General features: G+C 72.8%; 16 protein-coding genes and 2 tRNA genes. 15 read left to right on the top strand and 3 right to left on the bottom strand.

What is annotated here, in order from left to right; translation table 11 throughout:
* The 4 genes from ACFWBF_RS09175 (at position 1) to ACFWBF_RS09160 (ending at position 4,015) form a co-directional block, all read left to right on the top strand.
* Positions 1–390, top strand: coding sequence for a MaoC family dehydratase (locus ACFWBF_RS09175; RefSeq protein ID WP_385597542.1), 390 nt, complete (start codon positions 1–3; stop codon positions 388–390).
* The gene (locus tag ACFWBF_RS09170; RefSeq protein WP_385597539.1) at positions 387–1,553 is read left to right on the top strand and encodes a lipid-transfer protein; all 1,167 of its coding nucleotides are present in this window, start codon (positions 387–389) and stop codon (positions 1,551–1,553) included. Before ACFWBF_RS09175 ends, ACFWBF_RS09170 begins: the two co-directional genes overlap by 4 nt.
* A gap of 134 nt (positions 1,554–1,687) precedes the next feature.
* Complete coding sequence (locus tag ACFWBF_RS09165; protein ID WP_385597536.1) at positions 1,688–2,221, top strand: SigE family RNA polymerase sigma factor; 534 nt, start codon at positions 1,688–1,690, stop codon at positions 2,219–2,221.
* Between the two features lie 144 nt (positions 2,222–2,365).
* Positions 2,366–4,015, top strand: a complete 1,650-nt coding sequence (locus tag ACFWBF_RS09160) for a long-chain fatty acid--CoA ligase (RefSeq protein ID WP_385597533.1) — start codon at positions 2,366–2,368, stop codon at positions 4,013–4,015.
* Positions 4,016–4,052: 37 nt separating this feature from the next.
* Here ACFWBF_RS09160 and ACFWBF_RS09155 read toward each other — a convergent pair whose 3' ends face one another.
* The 3 genes from ACFWBF_RS09155 to ACFWBF_RS09145 form a co-directional block, all read right to left on the bottom strand.
* On the bottom strand, positions 4,053–4,628 hold the full coding sequence (locus ACFWBF_RS09155) for an antibiotic biosynthesis monooxygenase (RefSeq protein WP_385597530.1): 576 nt from the start codon (positions 4,626–4,628) through the stop codon (positions 4,053–4,055).
* A 13-nt stretch (positions 4,629–4,641) separates the two neighbouring features.
* Complete coding sequence (locus tag ACFWBF_RS09150; protein WP_385597528.1) at positions 4,642–8,112, bottom strand: PAS domain-containing protein; 3,471 nt, start codon at positions 8,110–8,112, stop codon at positions 4,642–4,644.
* 119 nt (positions 8,113–8,231) lie between these two features.
* Positions 8,232–8,657, bottom strand: coding sequence for an SSI family serine proteinase inhibitor (locus ACFWBF_RS09145; RefSeq protein WP_385597525.1), 426 nt, complete (start codon positions 8,655–8,657; stop codon positions 8,232–8,234).
* Positions 8,658–8,842: 185 nt separating this feature from the next.
* Between ACFWBF_RS09145 and ACFWBF_RS09140 the strand changes: the two genes are divergently transcribed.
* The 11 genes from ACFWBF_RS09140 (at position 8,843) to ACFWBF_RS09090 (ending at position 18,530) form a co-directional block, all read left to right on the top strand.
* A tRNA-Ser gene (locus tag ACFWBF_RS09140) sits at positions 8,843–8,933 on the top strand.
* Between the two features lie 232 nt (positions 8,934–9,165).
* Positions 9,166–9,238: transfer RNA gene (locus ACFWBF_RS09135), tRNA-Arg, on the top strand.
* 175 nt (positions 9,239–9,413) lie between these two features.
* Positions 9,414–9,779 carry a PH domain-containing protein gene (locus tag ACFWBF_RS09130; RefSeq protein ID WP_385223829.1) on the top strand — a complete coding sequence of 122 codons (366 nt, stop codon included), beginning with the start codon at positions 9,414–9,416 and terminating at the stop codon, positions 9,777–9,779.
* Between the two features lie 147 nt (positions 9,780–9,926).
* A complete protein-coding gene (locus ACFWBF_RS09125; RefSeq protein WP_385597522.1) occupies positions 9,927–10,361 on the top strand; it encodes an Lrp/AsnC family transcriptional regulator in 435 nt (144 codons plus the stop codon).
* On the top strand, positions 10,358–11,236 hold the full coding sequence (locus tag ACFWBF_RS09120) for a DUF2797 domain-containing protein (protein WP_385597519.1): 879 nt from the start codon (positions 10,358–10,360) through the stop codon (positions 11,234–11,236). Before ACFWBF_RS09125 ends, ACFWBF_RS09120 begins: the two co-directional genes overlap by 4 nt.
* Before the next feature lie 105 nt (positions 11,237–11,341).
* Complete coding sequence (locus ACFWBF_RS09115) at positions 11,342–11,683, top strand: antibiotic biosynthesis monooxygenase family protein (RefSeq protein ID WP_385597516.1); 342 nt, start codon at positions 11,342–11,344, stop codon at positions 11,681–11,683.
* Entirely contained in the window at positions 11,664–12,545 is an 882-nt protein-coding gene (locus ACFWBF_RS09110) for an amidohydrolase family protein (protein WP_385597513.1), read from the top strand. The genes ACFWBF_RS09115 and ACFWBF_RS09110 overlap by 20 nt, the downstream gene beginning before the upstream one ends.
* 91 nt (positions 12,546–12,636) lie before the next feature.
* Positions 12,637–13,407, top strand: coding sequence for a response regulator transcription factor (locus tag ACFWBF_RS09105; protein ID WP_385223834.1), 771 nt, complete (start codon positions 12,637–12,639; stop codon positions 13,405–13,407).
* A 62-nt stretch (positions 13,408–13,469) separates the two neighbouring features.
* Positions 13,470–15,038, top strand: coding sequence for a sensor histidine kinase (locus ACFWBF_RS09100; RefSeq protein WP_385597696.1), 1,569 nt, complete (start codon positions 13,470–13,472; stop codon positions 15,036–15,038).
* Positions 15,039–15,063: 25 nt separating this feature from the next.
* The gene (locus ACFWBF_RS09095; protein ID WP_385597509.1) at positions 15,064–16,332 is read left to right on the top strand and encodes a glycosyltransferase; all 1,269 of its coding nucleotides are present in this window, start codon (positions 15,064–15,066) and stop codon (positions 16,330–16,332) included.
* Positions 16,329–18,530 (top strand): ArnT family glycosyltransferase, encoded by a 2,202-nt coding sequence (locus ACFWBF_RS09090; protein ID WP_385597505.1) that lies wholly within the window; start codon positions 16,329–16,331, stop codon positions 18,528–18,530. Before ACFWBF_RS09095 ends, ACFWBF_RS09090 begins: the two co-directional genes overlap by 4 nt.
* Positions 18,531–18,538 lie beyond the last annotated feature (8 nt).

Raw genomic sequence — 18,538 nt, 5'->3', positions numbered from 1 at the left:
ATGAGAGTCGGCGACACGCTGCCGCCACTGGAGATTCCGATCACCCGCACCCTGATCGTCGCGGGCGCGATCGCCTCCCGCGACTACCAGGACGTGCACCACGACGCGGAGCTCGCGCGGGAGAAGGGCTCCCCGGACATCTTCATGAACATCCTGACCACCAACGGCCTGGTCGGCCGGTACATCACCGACCGGCTGGGACCGTACGCCGTCCTGCGCAAGGTGGCCATCCGCCTGGGCGCCCCCAACCATCCGGGCGACACCATGACCCTCACCGGCACCGTCACCGCCCGCGAAGGGGACACCGCCGAGATACGCGTCGTCGGCGCCAACGGCCTCGGCCACCACGTCACGGGCACCGTGACCGTCACCCTGGGAGCCGGGGCATGAGCGTCCGCATCCGGGACGACCTGGGCGGCCGCGCCGCCATCGCCGGCATCGGCGCGACGGAATTCTCCAAGGATTCCGGCCGCAGCGAGCTCACGCTCGCGGTCGAGGCCGTGCACGCGGCTCTCGACGACGCCGGGCTCACGCCGGACGACGTGGACGGCCTGGTCACCTTCACCATGGACACCAGCCCCGAGATCACCGTGGCCCAGGCCGCCGGCATCGGGGACCTCTCCTTCTTCTCGCGCATCCACTACGGAGGCGGCGCGGCCTGCGCCACCGTCCAGCAGGCCGCCCTCGCCGTCGCCACCGGGGTCGCGGAGGTCGTGGTCTGCTACCGCGCCTTCAACGAGCGCTCGGGCCGCCGGTTCGGATCCGGTGTCCAGCAGCGCGAGCCCTCGGCGGAAGGCGCGGCGCTCGGCTGGTCGCTGCCGTGGGGGCTGCTCACCCCGGCCTCCTGGGTCGCGATGGCCGCCCAGCGCTACCTGCACACCTACAACCTGACCCCGGAGGCCTTCGGCCACGTCGCGGTCACCGACCGGCGGCACGCCGCGAACAATCCCGCCGCCTACTTCCACGGCAAGCCGATCACCCTCGCCGACCACGCCGCCTCGCGCTGGATCGTGGAGCCGCTGCGGCTGCTGGACTGCTGCCAGGAGACCGACGGCGGCCAGGCCATTGTCGTCACCACCACCGAGCGGGCCCGGCACCTGCGCCAGGCGCCCGTCGTGATCACCGCGGCCGCCCAGGGCGCCGGCCGCCGCCAGGAGGGCATGACCTCCTTCTACCGCGACGACCTCACCGGCCTGCCGGAGATGGACGTGGTCGCCCGCCAGCTGTGGCGGACCAGCGGCCTGCGACCCTCGGACATCGACGTCGGCATCCTCTACGACCACTTCACCCCCTTCGTCCTGATGCAGCTGGAGGAGTTCGGCTTCTGCAAGCCGGGTGAGGCCGCCGATTTCGTGGCCGCGGACGCGCTGGCGCTCAACACGCACGGCGGCCAGCTCGGGGAGGCGTACCTGCACGGCATGAACGGCATCGCCGAGGCCGTCCGCCAACTGCGCGGCAGCTCCGTCAATCAGGTCGCGGGGGCAGAGCACGCACTTGTCACGGCCGGTACGGGGGTGCCGACCTCCGGCCTGATCCTGGGCGTGGACGCCTGACCCGGACGATCTCGAAGCCCCACCTCCTCCACCTTCAGGAGGTGGGGTTTGCCCTACTCCTACAACCTGAGATGGACATGGCTTCGGCACTTGCGGCCGATCCCAGGACGGGCGGCCGCTCCTAGCGTGGAGGCATGACCACGCCTGTGTGCACGCTCGCCTCGAACCCGACGCCGTACCCGTCGTTCTCGGCGTACGTACAGACCCGCGGCACGGTCCTGATGCGCACCGCGCGCTCCCTCACCGCCAACCCGTGCGATGCCGAGGACCTCCTCCAGACGGCCCTCGCCAAGACCTACGTCGCCTGGGACCGCATCGAGGACCACCGTGCCCTGGACGGCTACGTCCGGCGGGCCCTGGTCAACACCCGCACCTCCCAGTGGCGCAAGCGCAAGGTCGACGAGTTCGCCTGCGACGAGCTCCCGGAGAGCGAGGCGCCGCCGTCCGCCGACCCCGCGGAATCGCAGGCCCTGCGCGACGCGATGTGGCGCGCGGTGACCCGGCTGCCCGACCGGCAGCGCGCGATGGTCGTCCTGCGCTACTACGAGGACCTGAGCGAGGCCCAGACCGCGGAACTGCTCGGGGTCTCGATCGGTACGGTCAAGAGCGCCGTGTCCCGGGCGATGGTCAAGCTCCGCGAGGACCCGGAACTCACCCTCGTCCGATGAGCCCTCCGCCCGTCAGACGATGTTTCACGTGAAACATGCACAGCTGTTTTGTACCCCCGGGTAGTGACATGCCGACCGGTACGTGCGCAGAATCGGCAGCATCCGTAGCCGCCGCAGCGCCGCAGCGCTCACCGGGAGGACGCTTTGCTGAGCACCATGCAGGACGTACCGCTTCTCGTCACCCGAATCCTCCGGCACGGGATGACGATCCACGGGAAGTCCCAGGTCACGACCTGGACCGGGGAGGCCGAGCCGCACCGCCGCAGCTTCGCCGAGATCGGTACCCGCGCCACCCGCCTCGCGAACGCCCTGCGCGACGACCTCGGGGTCCAGCGGGGCGACCGCGTCGCGACCCTGATGTGGAACAACGCCGAGCACGTCGAGGCGTACTTCGCGATCCCCTCCATGGGCGCCGTTCTGCACACCCTCAACCTGCGGCTGCCCGCCGAGCAGCTGGTCTTCATCGTCAACCACGCCGTCGACCGGGTCGTGCTGGTCAACGGCTCCCTGCTGCCGCTGCTCGCGCCGCTGCTGCCGCACCTGCCGACCATCGAGCACGTCGTGGTCGCGGGCATCGGCGACCGCTCCGCACTCGACGGTCTCGACGTGCGCGTGCACGAGTACGAGGACCTCCTCACCGGCCGCCCCGACACCTACGACTGGCCCGAGCTGGACGAGCGCGAGGCCGCGGCCATGTGCTACACCTCCGGCACCACCGGCGACCCCAAGGGCGTCATCTACTCCCACCGCTCGATCTACCTGCACTCCATGCAGGTCAACATGGTCGAGTCGATGGGGCTGAACGACCGCGACACCACCCTCGTGGTCGTCCCGCAGTTCCACGTCAACGCCTGGGGCCTGCCGCACGCCACCTTCATGACCGGCATCAACATGCTGATGCCGGACCGCTTCCTGCAGCCCGCCCCGCTCGCCGAGATGATCGAGCGCGAGAGGCCCTCCCACGCCGCGGCCGTCCCCACCATCTGGCAGGGGCTGCTGGCCGAGGTCACCGCCAACCCGCGCGACCTCACCTCGATGAAGCAGGTCACCATCGGCGGCGCGGCCTGCCCGCCCTCCCTGATGGAGGCCTACGACAAGCTCGGCGTCCGCCTCTGCCACGCCTGGGGCATGACCGAGACCTCCCCGCTCGGCACCATGGCGCACCCGCCCGCCGGGCTGAGCGAGGAGGAGGAGTGGCCGTACCGCATCACCCAGGGCCGCTTCCCCGCGGGCGTCGAGGCCCGCCTGGTCGGCCCCGGCGGCGACTCCCTGCCCTGGGACGGCGAGGCGGCGGGCGAGCTGGAGGTACGCGGCAACTGGATCGCGGGCGCCTACTACGGCGGCGCGGCCGGGGAGCCGCTGCGCCCCGACGACAAGTTCAGCGCCGACGGCTGGCTCAAGACCGGCGACGTCGGCGTCATAAGCCCCGACGGCTACCTCACCCTCACCGACCGGGCCAAGGACGTCATCAAGTCCGGCGGCGAGTGGATCTCCAGCGTGGAGCTGGAGAACGCGCTCATGGCCCACCCGGAGGTCGCCGAGGCGGCGGTCGTCGCCGTCCCCGACGAGAAGTGGGGCGAGCGCCCGCTGGCCACCGTCGTCCTCAAGGCGGGCGCGACCGTGGACTACGCGGGGCTGCGCGTCTTCCTCGCCCAGTCCATCGCCAAGTGGCAGCTGCCGGAGCGCTGGACGATCGTCGAGGCCGTGCCGAAGACGAGCGTCGGCAAGTTCGACAAGAAGGTGATCCGCAAGCAGTACGCGGACGGCGCACTGGAAGTCACCCACCTGGGCTGACCGGCGGCTCGGGTGCCGTTCAGCCCTTCGGCGCCGGTCATCCCTTCGTGAGCCATGGCCGCAGCAGCTTGCTGACGGCGGGCATGGCCACGTAGGTCATCAGGGTGCTGAAGACGACGGCGAAGGCGGCCGTCCGCACCACGAAATGCAGATCCACCAGGTACGGCCCGAGTACCGCGTTGCCGGCCAGCGAGATCGGGAAGATGGCCAGTCCTGAGCTGATCGCCATCTTCCACCGCGGCGGCGCGGGCCGGGTCGTACCCGGCTTGGCGAACCAGGTCTCCATGCCGTGCAGCTCGCGCCGGGCTATCTCGCTGTGGTGGTGGCCCTGGCAGTTGGCGAAGAACGCGGCCCGCTCGGCGGAGTCCTGCCACTGCTGGAACGCGGCCTGGTTGCGGAAGCGGTGCACCAGGAACCACGGCGCGCCCTTCGAGGCGGGCCGGAACAGCCCGTAGCCGAGGTGGTCCGGGAACGTCGCGGCGGTCTCCAGGATCCCGCGCGCCCAGGTCTCGAAGGCGTCCTCGTAGCCCGGCTCCACCTGCCGGGCGATCAGGAGGCTGACCTCGCCGTTGTCGGCGGGAACGGTCTGCTCGGTCGTGTCGATGATGGCCATCGGGCCAGGATTGCTAGTTGGTGCCGATCTTGGCCAGCAGGTCCACGATGCGGCCCTGCACCTCGTCCGTGGTGGCCCGCTCGGCCAGGAAGAGCACGCTCTCGCCCGAGGCCAGTCGCGGCAGTTCGGCGGGGTCGATGCCGGTGGCCGTGTAGACGACCAGCGGAGTGCGGTTCAGCTGCCCGTTGGCACGCAGCCAGTCGACGATCCCCGCCCGGCGGCGGCGCACCTGCATCAGGTCCATCACCACCAGGTTGGGCCGCATCCGCGTCGCGAGCTCCACGGCATCGGTGTCGGCGCCCGCCCGGGCGACTTGGAGGCCGCGCCGCTCCAGGGCGGCCGTCAGCGCGGTGGCGATCTCGTCCTGCTCCTCGATCAGCAGCACCCGCGAGGGGTGTTGCTCGCTGTCGCGCGGCGCGAGCGCCTTGAGCAGGACTGCCGGATCGGCCCCGTACGCGGCTTCCCGCGTCGCGTGCCCCAGCCCGGCCGTGACCAGAACGGGGACCTCCGCGGCCACCGCGGCCTGACGCAGGGACTGCAGCGCGGTCCGGGTGATCGGCCCGGTCAGCGGGTCCACGAACAGCGCGGCGGGGAACGCGGCGATCTGCGCGTCCACCTCCTCGCGGGAGTGCACGATCACCGGACGGTAGCCGCGGTCGCTGAGCGCCTGCTGGGTCTGCACGTCGGGCGCGGGCCACACCAGGAGCCGGCGCGGGTTGTCCAGCGGCTCCGGAGGCAGCTCGTCGTCCACCGGACGCGGCGCGGGTCGGTTGACGACCTCCACGGCGCCACCGGGGCCGTCCAGCGGCTCGGGGCCCTCGTCGGAGCCCGCCTCGGGGGCTCCTATGGCGAAGGCGCGGCCCTGGGGCGGGGGTTCCGAGAGCCGGCGCCGACGGCCGGAGCCGCTGGCGTCGACCGAGATGCCCTGGCCCAGGGTGCCGAGGGCGCGCACGCTGATCGGCTGGGCGGCCTCCGCCGGGGTGTCCTGCGGCTGCCGGGCCCCGGGGACCGCGACCGGCCCGGGGGCGGCGTCCTCCTCGGGGGCGGCAGGGGCCGCCGGAACCGGCCAGGCCGGGGTCGGGGGCAGCGCCCGCCGCCGCCCGGTCGGGTGTACGGAATCCTCCGCGCCCTCGGCCGACTGCGCGGCGGGGGCGTCGGGCTCGGCCGCGGGCGAGCCCAGTACCCGCCGCGCACGCCGCCCGCCCGGGGCATCGGCATCGGCTTCGGCGTCGGCCTCGGCGGGCGTCTGCCGCGGGCCCGCGGGAGCCGGCGTCGGCCCCGCGGGCAGCGCGAAGCCGCCCTCGGGGGCGATCGGCCGCTGCACGGGCATCGGGGGCGTCGCGGGGACGGGCGTCGGGCCGAGCCCGGCCGCCGGCACCGGACCGCCGGGCTGCGCGGGCCCCGGGGCACCCAGGGCCCGCCGCCGTGCGGCGGGATGCTCGGTCACCGGCACGGAGGGCACCGGGGGTACGGGAGGCAGCGCGGGCATGGCGGTGCCCTGCGGCGGCACGGGCTGCCCGGGACCGCCTTGGCCGCCGGGACCACCCTGCCCGCCCTGGCCGCCGGGACCACCCTGCCCGCCCTGGCCACCGGGACCGCCCTGGCCGTTCGGGTCGCCGGGACCGCCCTGGCCGTTCGGGTCGCCTTCGCCGTTCGGGTCGCCTTCGCCGCTCGGGCCGCCCTCGCCGGGGCCGCGCCCGCTGCCGTCACCGTCGCGTCCGCGCCGGCGGCCGGTACCCAGGCCCGCCGGGTTCACCGGGGACTGCGCGAGCTCCGCGGGCCCGGTCGGCTCGGAACCGCCCTGGCCCGCCGCCACCTGGCCCTGCCCGGCCTCGCCGGCCCGGCGCCGTCCGGAGGGGAGCGCCAGCGCGCCCCCGCCGTCGGCCTGCCGGCCCGCGGCCTTGGCCTCCTCGGCCTCGTCGTCCAGGAACGCGTCGACCCCGCGCCGGGCCCGCCGGCCGCCGGAGATCTTGGCGCCCGCCTCGGCCACGGGCTCCTTCGCGGGCTCGGGCTCGGGCAGGGTCACCGTCCCGGCCCCGGCACCGAGCGGCAGCTCCAGCACGTACGCCCCGCCGGGCGCGCCCGGTACCTCCACCGTCTGCAGCACCCCGCCGTGCGCCGCCACGATGCCCCGCACGATCGGCTCGTGGACGGGGTTCCCGCCTTCGTACGGCCCGCGCACCTCGATCCGTACGACCTCACCGCGCTGCGCGGCGGCCACCACGATCGTCGAGTCGCCGTAGCCGCTGCCCTGGGCGGTCTTGCCGGTGGCGTCCACTCCGGCCACATCGGCGACCAGGTGCGCGAGGGCGGTGGCGATCCGCTCCGCGTCGATCTCCGCCTCGATGGTCGGCGCGTGCACGGCGAACTGCGCACGGCCGGGCCCGATCAGGTCCACCGCGCCGTCGACACCGGCCGCGACGACCCCGTCGATCAGGACCTTCTTCTTGGTCAGCTTCTCGCCGCCCGCATCCAGGCGCTGGAAACTGAGCACGTTGTCCACCAGCGTGGTCATCCGGGAGTAGCCGGCGGCCAGATGGTGCAGCAGCTGGTTGGCCTCCGGCCACAGCTGTCCCGCGTCGTCGGCGGCCAGCGTGGCCAGCTCCCCGCGCAGCTCCTCCAGCGGTCCGCGCAGGGACTCGCCGAGGACGGCCAGCAACTGCGCGTGCCGCGCGGCCAGGGCGTCGTACCGCCGCCGGTCGGTGAAGGTCATGACGGCGCCGACGAGCTGCTCCCCCTCCCGTACGGGCGAGGTGGTCAGGTCCACGGCGACGGGCTGGCCGGCCTTGTTCCACAGCACCTGCCCGCGGACCCGGTGCTTGCGGCCGCTGCGCAGGGTGTCGGCGAGCGGGGACTCCTCGTAGGGGAACGGCGAACCGTCGGCCTTCGAGTGCTGGATCAGCCCGTGCAGCTCGCGGTTGCCGAGGTCGGTCGCGCGGTAGCCGAGGATCTGGGCGGCGGCCGGATTGACCAGCACCACCCGGCCGTCGGTGTCCGTGCCGACGACACCCTCGGCGGCGGCCCGCAGGATCATCTCGGTCTGGCGCTGGGAGCGGGCCAGCTCGGCCTCGGTGTCCAGGGTCTGCGAGAGGTCCCGTACGACGAGCATCAGCAGCTCGTCACCGGTGTAGCCCGGCTGCGGCTCGCGGTAGGCGTCACGGCCGTCGAGATGGGCGGCCGTGACCTCCACGGGGAACTCGCTGCCGTCGGTCCGGCGGGCGACCATCCGCTTGGGCCGGGCCCGGCCGCCCTCGTCCTCGCCGGGGCGGCGCATGGAACCGGGGATCAGCTTGGAGTCGAACTCGGGCAGCAGGTCGAGCACGCCGCGGCCGACGAGCCCCGTGCCGGGGCTCTCCATGACCTCGAGGGCGATCGAATTCGCGTTGACGACAGTGCCGTTGGCATTGACGAGCAACAGCGCGTCCGGAAGAGCGTCGAGTATTGCTGCGAGGCGAGCAGCGCCTCGGGATGGCCTGCTGCTCACGACGAGCTTCCTCCCTGACCACAACTACCGGCATGTCACGGGAGGAGTCTAAGGGCACCGCCCCGCGGCGGGGTGGCGGATGTCCGGTGTAAAACGCACATCCCACGCATCCTCCCAGGTCAGGAACGCCCACGCGGAAGCACAGGTTCCAGGTCGTTCCAGCGCTTGATCTCACATCCGTTGTGGCGGCGGAACGTGGCGTCCACCTTGTGGCCTTGCCACGTTCCGGTGACACGGGCGGTGGCGGGGCCGCCGTCCTGCATGGAGCACATCTGCGGTGTGGGGGCGGGGGCGAAGGGGTCCTTGCCCTCCTTCGCGAACTCGTCGAGGCGGGCGCACGCCTCCTCGCGCTGGGGGTGGTTCCCGCCGACCGGGTCGCACCGCAGTTGGTGCTCGCCGTCGGCCAGGGGGTTGCCGGTGTCGGAAACGGAAATGGTGAGCCGGTCCGGGGGCGCCAGCAGCTGCCCCAGTGGGGGGAGCGGCAGCGGCCCCGCCGCCGCGGCGGCCAGGGCGGAGGTGACGGCGAAAGCGGCGAGACGCAGCATGGGGCACTCCAGGTCGTCCGTACGTCGTACGCCTCACCAACGACGGGGCCGCACCGACGTTGCGTACCGAGTGGGGTTAAGCCTTTGCTCTGTGGGCCGCCGTCCTTGTACCGTGGGAGCGGATTGGTGACCGGCCCCAGGCCTGTGTCATCATCTGCACGCACCTTCGTACGCGAGGGTGTGCTGGAGGCGTCGCCTAGTCCGGTCTATGGCGCCGCACTGCTAATGCGGTTTGGGGCTTACCCCCCATCGAGGGTTCAAATCCCTCCGCCTCCGCACTTCACGAAGCCCCGGTCCTTGCGGACCGGGGCTTCGGTGCTTTCCGGGTCGGCGCAATCGGCGGCTCAACCTCGGGCGCGCGCCTCGGGGGCGGGCCCAACTGGATGATCTTCTTCCGGGCTGTTTTCCCAGGTCAGAGTGGGTCCGGCTAATGGATTTCGCGTCCCGGCGAGGTCCATGTATTGTTGTTCTCGCAAGGCCAACGGGGCGAAAAACCCCGGCCAGCCAAGCACTCGTAGCTTAACGGATAGAGCATCTGACTACGGATCAGAAGGTTGCAGGTTCGAATCCTGCCGAGTGCACAGCCCAAGAGGCCCCCCGGTTCGCCGGGGGGCCTCTTGCGTTGTCCTCCTCAGGAGTGAGTCCTGGCTCCGGGGGGCTACGGGGTCGGATCGCTCTGGCGGGGGACGCCAGAGCGGTGGGGGCCCGCCTACGGTTACGGGTAGATCGTTTCGGACCTGTACGACGGGGGCTCTCATGGGACTGTTCGGAAATGCGCACACGGTGGATCCGGTGTCGGCGCAGCGCGAGTACGCGCGGCTGCTGGGGCACGGGGAGCAGGTGCACGCCGCGTATCTGCTGATCCGCGACACGATCCTGTTCACCGACCGGCGGCTGGTGCTCGTCGACAAGCAGGGGCTCACCGGCAAGAAGGTCGAGTACCACTCGATCCCGTACCGCAGCATCACGCACTTCTCCGTGGAGACCGCCGGCCACTTCGACCTCGACGCCGAGCTGAAGATATGGGTGTCCGGCACCGCCGCGCCGATAGAGAAGACATTCACCAAGGGGGTCAACATCTACGAGGTGCAGGCGATCCTGACGCAGTTCGTCGCTCGGTAGCCAGGTCCGTCCAGGTTCCGTCCAGGTCCGTCATCGCGCCTACCCGGGCTACAGGGGTGATTTCCGAATCATGTTCGGTGCGATGGTGGGATTGCAGGATCAGGTACCGTCTTCGCAAACATGGCAGGTGTGTAGGAGGAAGATCGCGTGGACGACATCGACCGGGCACTCGTCCTGCGTCTTCAGCAGGACGCGGGCCAGTCGTACGCCGCCCTCGGCACGGCCGTGGGGCTCTCCGCCGGGGCCACCCACGAGCGGGTGCGCAAACTGCGCGAGCGCGGGGTCATCCGGCGCACCACGGTCGAGGTGGACCCGGCCGCCGTCGGCAGCGGGGTGCTGGCCTACGTGATGGTGGACTCCAACGCCTGGATGGGTGACTCCCGGGCCGCCTTCGAGGCGATCTCCGAGATCCAGGAGGCGCACGTCATCGCCGGGAACGCCTCCCTCCTGGTCAAGGTCCGCACGGCCGGCACCGAGCAGCTCCAGGACGTCCTGCGCCGTCTGTACGCGATCGACGGAGTCAGCGGCACCCATGCCACGGTCGTCCTGGAGACCTTCTTCGAGCGGCCGCTGCCGCTGTGACCTGGTGGTGCACCGGGATCCGGTGGACCGACGGCCGCCCCGCCATCGGCTGGTACGGGCAGGGCCGCGGCGAGCGCGAGAGTCTGCTCGGGTACGGGCAGCGCCTGGCCTTCGCCGCGCGCGGGGAGCGGCGGTGTCTGGGCGTGCGGCGGGCCGGTAAGCGGACCGTGTGCCCGACGGGCGCCACCGTCCCGGCGCGCGCCGGCAATGCCCAGTGCCCCGAATGCGCCCGCCTGGACCGGTCGTTCTCGGTGGCGGCCGACACCAACGCCGCCGATCCGCGCACCTACCGGGTGTACCTGGCCTGGTTCGGACCCGGCATGGTCAAGGTCGGCATCACCGCAGAGGAGCGCGGATCCGCCCGGCTGCTGGAGCAGGGTGCGGTGAGCTGGACCTGGCTGGGGCGCGGGCCGCTGATGTCGACCCGGCGTACGGAGGAGCTGCTGCGGGCCGCGCTCGGGGTGCCGGACCGGATCGCCTACGCCCGCAAGCGGGCCGTACGGGGGCACCTGCCGGCGGCGGCGGAGCGGGCCGGGGAGGTCGCCGAACTACATGCGCGGGCGGCCGCGCTGCCCGGGTGGCCGGAGTCGCTGGAGCGGCTGGCCTGCGAAACGGTCGACCATGCCGGGCCGTTCGGGCTGGCCGGGATTCCCGCACCCGCCCGGGTGGTCACCGAACTCGCTGCGGGCGGGACGGTGGCGGGGCTGCTGGCGGGCGCCGCCGGGCCGGATCTGCATTTCGCCGACGGGCTCGTGCTGGACACCCGGCTGCTGGGCGGCTGGGAGCTGGCCGCCGCCGGGGGCGCGGCCACGGACGTGCCGTGTGCGGACATCGCGCCGACGCTGCCCGAGGCCGGCCAGGACGGGCTGTTCTGACCCCTGCTTCCCGACGGTCTTCCAAGGTCAAAACTTGGATCCCTTTGGCCGCGCGGGCCGCTTTGCGGTGGACATGCCGTGGCCGCGCCGCGGAGGGTGGTGGACATGAGCATTCAGCCCGTACCGGCGTTCGAACCGCCGTACCTGATGGCCGTTTTCAGCAATGTCCGCACTCCCGACGAGAGCGGCTACCCCGAGACCAACCTGCGGATGAACGAGATCGTCCGCGAGAACCCCGGCTTCCTCGGATACGAGTCCGCGCGCACCCCCGGTGGGCTCGGCATCACCGTCGCCTACTTCCGGGACCAGGATTCCCTCACCGCATGGCGCGAGGACCTGGAGCACCAGGCGGCCATGAAGCACGGCCGGGCGCACTGGTACGAGAGCTACACCCTGCACGTCGCGACCGTCGAGCGGAGCCACGGCTTTGTCCGCGACGACGGCTGACGCGGTCCGGGCCTTCCGGGAGCGGCTGGGGCTGCCCGGACTGGTCGACGTACACACCCACTTCATGCCCGAGCGGGTCCTGGACAAGGTGTGGGACTACTTCGACGGTTTCGGCCCGCTGACCGGCGTCGAGTGGCCCATCACCTACCGGCACGAGGAAGAGCAGCGGGTCGCGCTGCTGCGGGAGTTCGGGGTCCGGGCCTTCACCGCCATGCTCTACCCGCACAAGCCGGTGATGGCCGCCTGGCTCAACTCCTGGGCCACGGACTTCGTCGCCCGGACCCCCGACTGCCTGCACACCGCGACGTTCTTCCCGGAGGAGGGCGTGACGGCGTACGTCCGGCAGGCCGTCGAGGCGGGGGCCCGCGTCTTCAAGGCGCACGTCCAGGTCGGCGGATACGACCCGAACGACGACCGCCTCGACCCGGTATGGGGGCTGCTCGCCGAGGCGGGGATCCCGATCGTGATCCACTGCGGCTCGGGGCCCGTCCCGGGCAAGCACACCGGACCCGAGCCGATCGCCCGGCTGCTGGCCCGCCATCCGGGGCTGGCGCTGATCGTCGCGCACATGGGCATGCCCGAGTACGCCGACTTCCTCGACCTCGCCGACCGGTACCCAGAGGTCCGCCTGGACACCACCATGGCCTTCACCGACTTCTCGGAGCGGCTCGGCGGATTTCCGCCGGGCGACCGCGGCCGGCTCGCGGACCTCGGCGACCGGATCCTGCTCGGCACCGACTTCCCGAACATCCCCTACCCGTACGAGCACCAGCTCGTCGCCCTCGAACGGCTCGGGCTCGGCGACGACTGGCTGCGCGCGGTCTGCCACGACAACGCGGCCCGCCTCTTCCGCCTGTCCTGATCAGGGGCCCGCCTGACCGGAGTCCGGGTTTCTCAGGAAATTCACAGGAAGCGACAAGAACGCTCTCAGAGGCCTCGGTCAGCGTGGTCGCATGACTGCGACGACCACCTCCCATGCGTCCACGTCCACCAGCAACCCCACGGCACTCGTACGGCCCGACGGCGGCCCGTGCCGGGTGCTCGTCGTGGACGACGAGGCCGCGCTCTCCGAACTGCTCTCCATGGCCCTGCGCTACGAGGGCTGCGAGGTCCGCACCGCCGGTGACGGTGCGGGCGCGGTACGGGCGGCCCGGGAGTTCCGGCCGGACGTCGTGGTCCTCGACATCATGCTCCCGGACATGGACGGACTGGCCGTCCTCGGGCAGCTGCGCCGGGAGATCCCGCAGGTCCCGGTGCTGTTCCTGACCGCCAAGGACTCGGTCGAGGACCGGATCGCAGGCCTGACCGCGGGCGGCGACGACTACGTCACCAAGCCGTTCAGCCTGGAGGAGGTCGTGGCACGGCTGCGCGGCCTGGTCCGGCGATCGGGCGCGGCGCAGGCCGCGCGCGGCGGCTCCGTGCTGGAGGTCGGCGACCTGCGGCTCGACGAGGACAGCCACGAGGTGACCCGGGGCGGTCAGGAGATCCACCTGACCGCCACCGAGTTCGAGCTGCTGCGCTACCTGATGCGCAACCCGCGCCGGGTGCTGAGCAAGGCGCAGATCCTGGACCGGGTGTGGTCGTACGACTTCGGCGGCCAGGCCAATGTGGTCGAGCTGTACATCTCGTACCTGCGGCGCAAGCTGGAGAGCGGCCCCGGACGCCCGCCGATGATCCACACCCGGCGGGGGGCCGGCTACCTGATCAAGCCGTCCGAACAGTGATCGCCCGGCTCCCGCGGCGGCGCCGGTCATTCCGTCCCCCCAAGGCCCGTCCCAGGCTGCGGCTGCGCCGCAACTGGTCGCTGCGGACCCGGCTCGTCGTCTCGGCGGTCACCTTGATCGCCGTGGTGGGCGCCGCGATCGGCGCCGTCACCACCCTCGCGCTCCGGTCCTACCTCGTCGACCAGCTCGACGATCAGCTGCGTTCGTCGGTGGAGATGGCCACCCGGGGCCCCGGGGCCGGGAAAGCCGCCCGCGACGCCAGCATCGGCTTCGTGGTGGCCCCCGGGACCCCGCTGGGCACCGTCGGGGTGCGGCTCGGCCCCGACGGCAAGGTGGTCGGGGCGGCTCGCAGCGCCTCCGTCGAAGGCCCCTCGCTCGACCACCGCCAGCCCCTCACGGAAGCCCAGAGCGCAGCCCTCACCAAGGTCGCGCGGGAGTCCGCCCGCGGCGCGTCCGGCCCCGGCGCGTCCGACCCCGCCGCATCCGACCCCGGCAAGGTCGCGCCGTGGCCGTCGGACCCGGTCGAGGTGGACCTGCCCGACCTCGGCGGCTACCGGGTGGTCACCGCCGCCGACGGCAGCCTCGTCATCGGCTTCCCGCTCAGCGGGGTCGACTCCATCGTCCACCGCCTGGTCGCGGTCGAGGTCTGCGTCACCCTCGCCGGACTGATCGCCGCCTCCCTCGCCGGACAGGCCCTGGTCGGGGTCGCCCTGCGCCCGCTGCGCCGGGTCGCCTCCACCGCCACCCGGGTATCCGAACTGCCCCTGCACAGCGGCGAGCCCGCCCTCCACGAACGGGTCCCGGACGCCGAGGCCGACCCCCGTACCGAGGTCGGACAGGTCGGCGCCGCCATCAACCGGATGCTGGGCCACGTCTCCTCCGCCCTCACGGCCCGGCAGCAGAGCGAGATGCGGGTCCGGCAGTTCGTCGCCGACGCCAGCCACGAGCTGCGCACACCCCTGGCCTCCATCCGCGGCTACGCCGAACTGACCCGCCGGGGACGGGAGGAGCCCGGCCCCGACACCCGGCACGCACTGGGGCGGATCGAGTCCGAGGCCACCCGGATGACCGGCCTGGTGGAAGACCTGCTGCTGCTGGCCCGACTCGACGCCGGACGGCCGCTGTCCACCGCCGACACCGACCTCGCCCCGCTCGTCGTGGACGCCGTCAGCGATGCCCGCGCCGCCGGGCCCGCTCACCACTGGCGCCTGCAACTGCCCGACGAGCCCGCGCCCGTGCGCGCCGACCCGGCCCGGATCCAGCAGGTGCTGGTCAACCTGCTCGCCAACGCCCGCACCCACACCCCGCCCGGCACCACCGTCACGGCGCGTGTTTCACGTGAAACATCCGCCATCCGGCTCCGCATCGAGGACGACGGGCCGGGCATCCCGCCCGATCTGCTCCCTCACGTCTTCGAGCGCTTCGCCCGCGGCGACGCCTCCCGCTCCCGGTCGGCGGGCTCCACCGGCCTCGGTCTGGCCATCGTGCAGGCCGTGGTCTCGGCGCACGGCGGGCGGGTCCACGTACGCAGCGAGCCCGGGCGCACCCGATTCGAGGTCATGCTGCCCCTCGCACCCCAGGGCGGATCCACGGACTCACAGACGGGCCACAGGCTCACCACACAGCGGTGACAGCCCCGCCGGTGAGGGTCGGAGCATGACAACCGACACCTCTTCCGGCGCCCTTCCGGTGCGGGCGCACCTCGCGTCCGCGCCCGGCGAACCCGTCCTCGACGTGGTGATCCCGGTCTTCAACGAGGAGAAGGACCTCGGCCCGTGCGTGCGTCGGCTGCACGACCACCTCACCCGCACCTTTCCGTACCCCTTCCGCATCACCATCGCCGACAACGCGAGCACCGACCGCACCCCCGAGGTCGCCGCCGGGCTCGCCGCCGCCGTCGTCGGGGTACGCAGCACCCGGCTGGAGGAGAAGGGCCGCGGGCGCGCCCTGCGCACCGTGTGGGCCCGCTCGGACGCGCCGGTTCTCGCGTACATGGACGTGGACCTGTCCACCGACCTCAACGCCCTGCTGCCGCTGGTCGCCCCGCTGATCTCCGGCCACTCCGACCTCGCCATCGGCACCCGGCTCGCCCGCTCCTCCCGTGTGGTGCGCGGAGCGAAGCGGGAGTTCATCTCCCGCGCCTACAACCTGCTGCTGCGCTCCTCCCTCTCCGCCCGGTTCAGCGACGCGCAGTGCGGGTTCAAGGCCATCCGGCGCGACGTGGCCGAGCGGCTGCTGCCGCTCGTGGAGGACTCCGGCTGGTTCTTCGACACCGAGCTGCTGGTGCTCGCCGAGCGCGCCGGGCTGCGGATCCACGAGGTGCCCGTCGACTGGGTGGACGACCCCGACTCCACCGTCCACATCGCGCGCACCGCCACCGAGGACCTCAAGGGGGTCTGGCGGGTGGGCCGGGCGCTGGCCGTCGGGGCGCTCCCGCTCGACCGGCTCGCCCGTCCCTTCGGTGACGACCCGCGCGACCGTACCGCCCTGCCCGGGGTGCCGCGCGGGCTGGCCCGCCAGCTCCTCGGCTTCTGCGCCGTCGGCGTGCTCTCCACCCTGCTCTACCTCCTGCTGTACAGCGTCTTCCGCTCGGCGGCCGGGCCACAGCTCGCCAATGCTGCCGCCCTGCTGCTCTCCGCGGTGGCCAACACGGCTGCCAACCGCCGGCTCACCTTCGGCGTGCGGGGCCGGGACCGGGCCGTGCGCCACCAGGCCCAAGGGCTCGTGGTGTTCGCCATCGGCCTGGTGCTGACGAGCGGTTCGCTCGCCGCGCTGGGGGCCGCCTCCGACCGGCCCGCCCACGGCACCGAACTGGCCGTCCTGATCACCGCCAACCTCGCCGCCACCGTGCTGCGGTTCCTGCTCTTCCGCGCCTGGGTCTTCCCCGAGCGGCGCGGCACCTACGTGAAGGACGACATCCGATGACCACGGCAGCACTGCCGCTCTTCCCGCCCGCACCGCCGGTCGCGGCGCAGGCCGCCCCCGCGCGTCCGCGTTGGGAACGCCCGGCGCTCGCCGGGCTCCTGTTCGCCGCCGCCGTCCTGCTGCTGTGGGACCTGGGCGCCTCCGGCTACGCCAACTCCTTCTACTCCGCCGCCGTCCAGGCCGGCAGCGAGAGCTGGAAGGCCTTCTTCTTCGGCTCCTCCGACGCCGGGAACTCCATCACGGTCGACAAGCCCCCGGCCGCCCTGTGGCCGATGATGCTGTCGGTCCGGCTGTTCGGGCTCGGCGCCTGGCAGATCCTCGTCCCGCAGGCCCTGATGGGCGTCGCCGCCACCGCGGTGCTCTACGCGGCCGTCCGCCGCCAGTTCGGACCGGCGGCCGGGCTGATCAGTGGCGCCGCCTTCGCGCTCACGCCCGTGGCCGCACTGATGTTCCGGTTCAACAACCCCGACGCGCTGCTGACCCTGCTGATGACCGTCACCGTGTACTGCGTGCTGCGCGCCCTTGACGGCGCGCACACCCGGTGGCTCGTCTGGGCCGGCGTCGCGGTCGGCTTCGCCTTCCTGACCAAGACCCTTCAGGCCTTCGTCATCCTGCCGCCGCTCGCCCTCCTGTACGCCGTCTGCGCGCCGACCCGACTGCGCAGGCGGCTCGGGCAGCTGCTGCTCTCCGGGCTCGCCATGGTGGTCGCCGGCGGCTGGTGGGTGGCCGTCGTGGAACTCTGGCCCGCGGACTCGCGCCCGTACATCGGCGGTTCGCAGACCAACTCCTTCCTGGAGCTGACCCTCGGCTACAACGGGCTCGGCCGGATCAACGGCAACGAGACCGGCAGCGTCGGCGGCGGAGGCCGCGGGGGCGCCGGTGGCGGTGGCGGTGGCGGTGGTTGGGGAGAGACCGGCATCGATCGGCTGTTCTCGGCCAATATCGGCGGCCAGATCTCCTGGCTGATGCCGGCGGCCCTCGTCCTGCTCGTCGCCGGGCTGGTCGTCACCTGGCGGGCCCGGCGGGCCACCGACTCGCTGGACAGCATGGCCCGCGCGGCCTTCCTGGCCTGGGGCGGCTCGCTGCTGATCACCGGGCTCGTCTTCAGCTACATGCAGGGCATCTTCCACGAGTACTACACCGTGGCCCTGGCGCCCTTCGTGGCCGCGCTCATCGGCATGGGCATCGCCGTCCTGTGGGAGGAGCGCGGTGGCCGGGCGGCCGCGCTCACGCTGTCCGGCACCCTCGTCCTGACGGCCGTCTGGTCCTACGTCCTGCTCGGCCGCGCCACGGGCTACCTCCCGTGGCTGCGCTGGGCGGTCCTGGTGGCCGGAGTGCTCGCCGCGGCCGTGCTGCCGTTCGCGGTCCGGGCCGGGCGCCGGATCGTGCCCATCGTGGCCGGGCTCGGGCTGGCGGCCGCGCTGGCGGGCCCGTTCGCGTACTGCCTGACCACCGTGAGCACCGGGCACGCCGGATCCATCGTGACCGCCGGACCGGCGGTGGCGGGTGGCCGCGGCGGCCCGGGCGGGGCGGGGATGCGCTTCTTCCTCCGCGGCGAACAGCCCCAGGGAGTCCCGGGTGGCACCGGCGGTACCGGCGGCGCCCGGCAGACCGGACCCGGCGGCGGTATGACCCCGCCGCAGGGCGCGCCCCGGGGCGGCACCGGCGGGCCGAACGCCCAAGGCGGCCAAGGCGGCCAGGGTGCGGGCGGCTTCGAGCGGGCCGGCGGTCCGGGGGGCGGCGGCCCCGGCGGCCTGCTGGGCGGCACGAAGGCGAGCGCCGAGGCCACGGCCGCACTGCGCGCCGACGCGGACAAGTACACCTGGGCGGCGGCCGCCATCGGCTCGCAGAACGCGGCGAGTTACCAGCTCGCGTCGGGCGCGCCCGTGATGCCGATCGGCGGCTTCAACGGCAGCGACCCCTCCCCGACCCTGGCGCAGTTCCAGGCGTACGTGAAGGCGGGGAAGATCCACTGGTTCCTCGGCCAGAGCGGCTCGGAGGGCGCGGGCCAAGGCGGCGGACAGGGCGGACAGGGCGGCGCCCAGGGCGGCGAGGCTACGGGGATGATCCGCGTCGGCGGCCCCGGCGGGGCCGCCGGCAGCGCGATCGAGACCTGGGTCAAGGCGACCTACAAGGCGACCACGATCGGCGGAGCCACCTTCTACGACCTGACGGCTCCGTTGGCCGGAACGTCCTGATCCGATGT

Source organism: Streptomyces sp. NPDC060028 (assembly GCF_042736725.1).
Taxonomy (GTDB): domain Bacteria; phylum Actinomycetota; class Actinomycetes; order Streptomycetales; family Streptomycetaceae; genus Streptomyces.
The sequence above is the reverse complement of the archived record's forward strand: the minus strand, read 5'-3'. Positions and strand labels throughout refer to the sequence as shown.

Bases quoted from the DNA above. Each gene is read 5' to 3' on its own strand.
- ACFWBF_RS09175 (WP_385597542.1), top strand. From the start codon at position 1: ATGAGAGTCGGCGACACGCTGCCGCCACTGGAGATTCCGATCACCCGC.
- ACFWBF_RS09170 (WP_385597539.1), top strand. From the start codon at position 387: ATGAGCGTCCGCATCCGGGACGACCTGGGCGGCCGCGCCGCCATCGCC.
- ACFWBF_RS09165 (WP_385597536.1), top strand. From the start codon at position 1,688: ATGACCACGCCTGTGTGCACGCTCGCCTCGAACCCGACGCCGTACCCG.
- ACFWBF_RS09155 (WP_385597530.1), bottom strand. From the start codon at position 4,628: ATGGCCATCATCGACACGACCGAGCAGACCGTTCCCGCCGACAACGGC.
- ACFWBF_RS09145 (WP_385597525.1), bottom strand. From the start codon at position 8,657: ATGCTGCGTCTCGCCGCTTTCGCCGTCACCTCCGCCCTGGCCGCCGCG.
- ACFWBF_RS09130 (WP_385223829.1), top strand. From the start codon at position 9,414: ATGGGACTGTTCGGAAATGCGCACACGGTGGATCCGGTGTCGGCGCAG.
- ACFWBF_RS09115 (WP_385597516.1), top strand. From the start codon at position 11,342: ATGAGCATTCAGCCCGTACCGGCGTTCGAACCGCCGTACCTGATGGCC.
- ACFWBF_RS09105 (WP_385223834.1), top strand. From the start codon at position 12,637: ATGACTGCGACGACCACCTCCCATGCGTCCACGTCCACCAGCAACCCC.
- ACFWBF_RS09095 (WP_385597509.1), top strand. From the start codon at position 15,064: ATGACAACCGACACCTCTTCCGGCGCCCTTCCGGTGCGGGCGCACCTC.
- ACFWBF_RS09090 (WP_385597505.1), top strand. From the start codon at position 16,329: ATGACCACGGCAGCACTGCCGCTCTTCCCGCCCGCACCGCCGGTCGCG.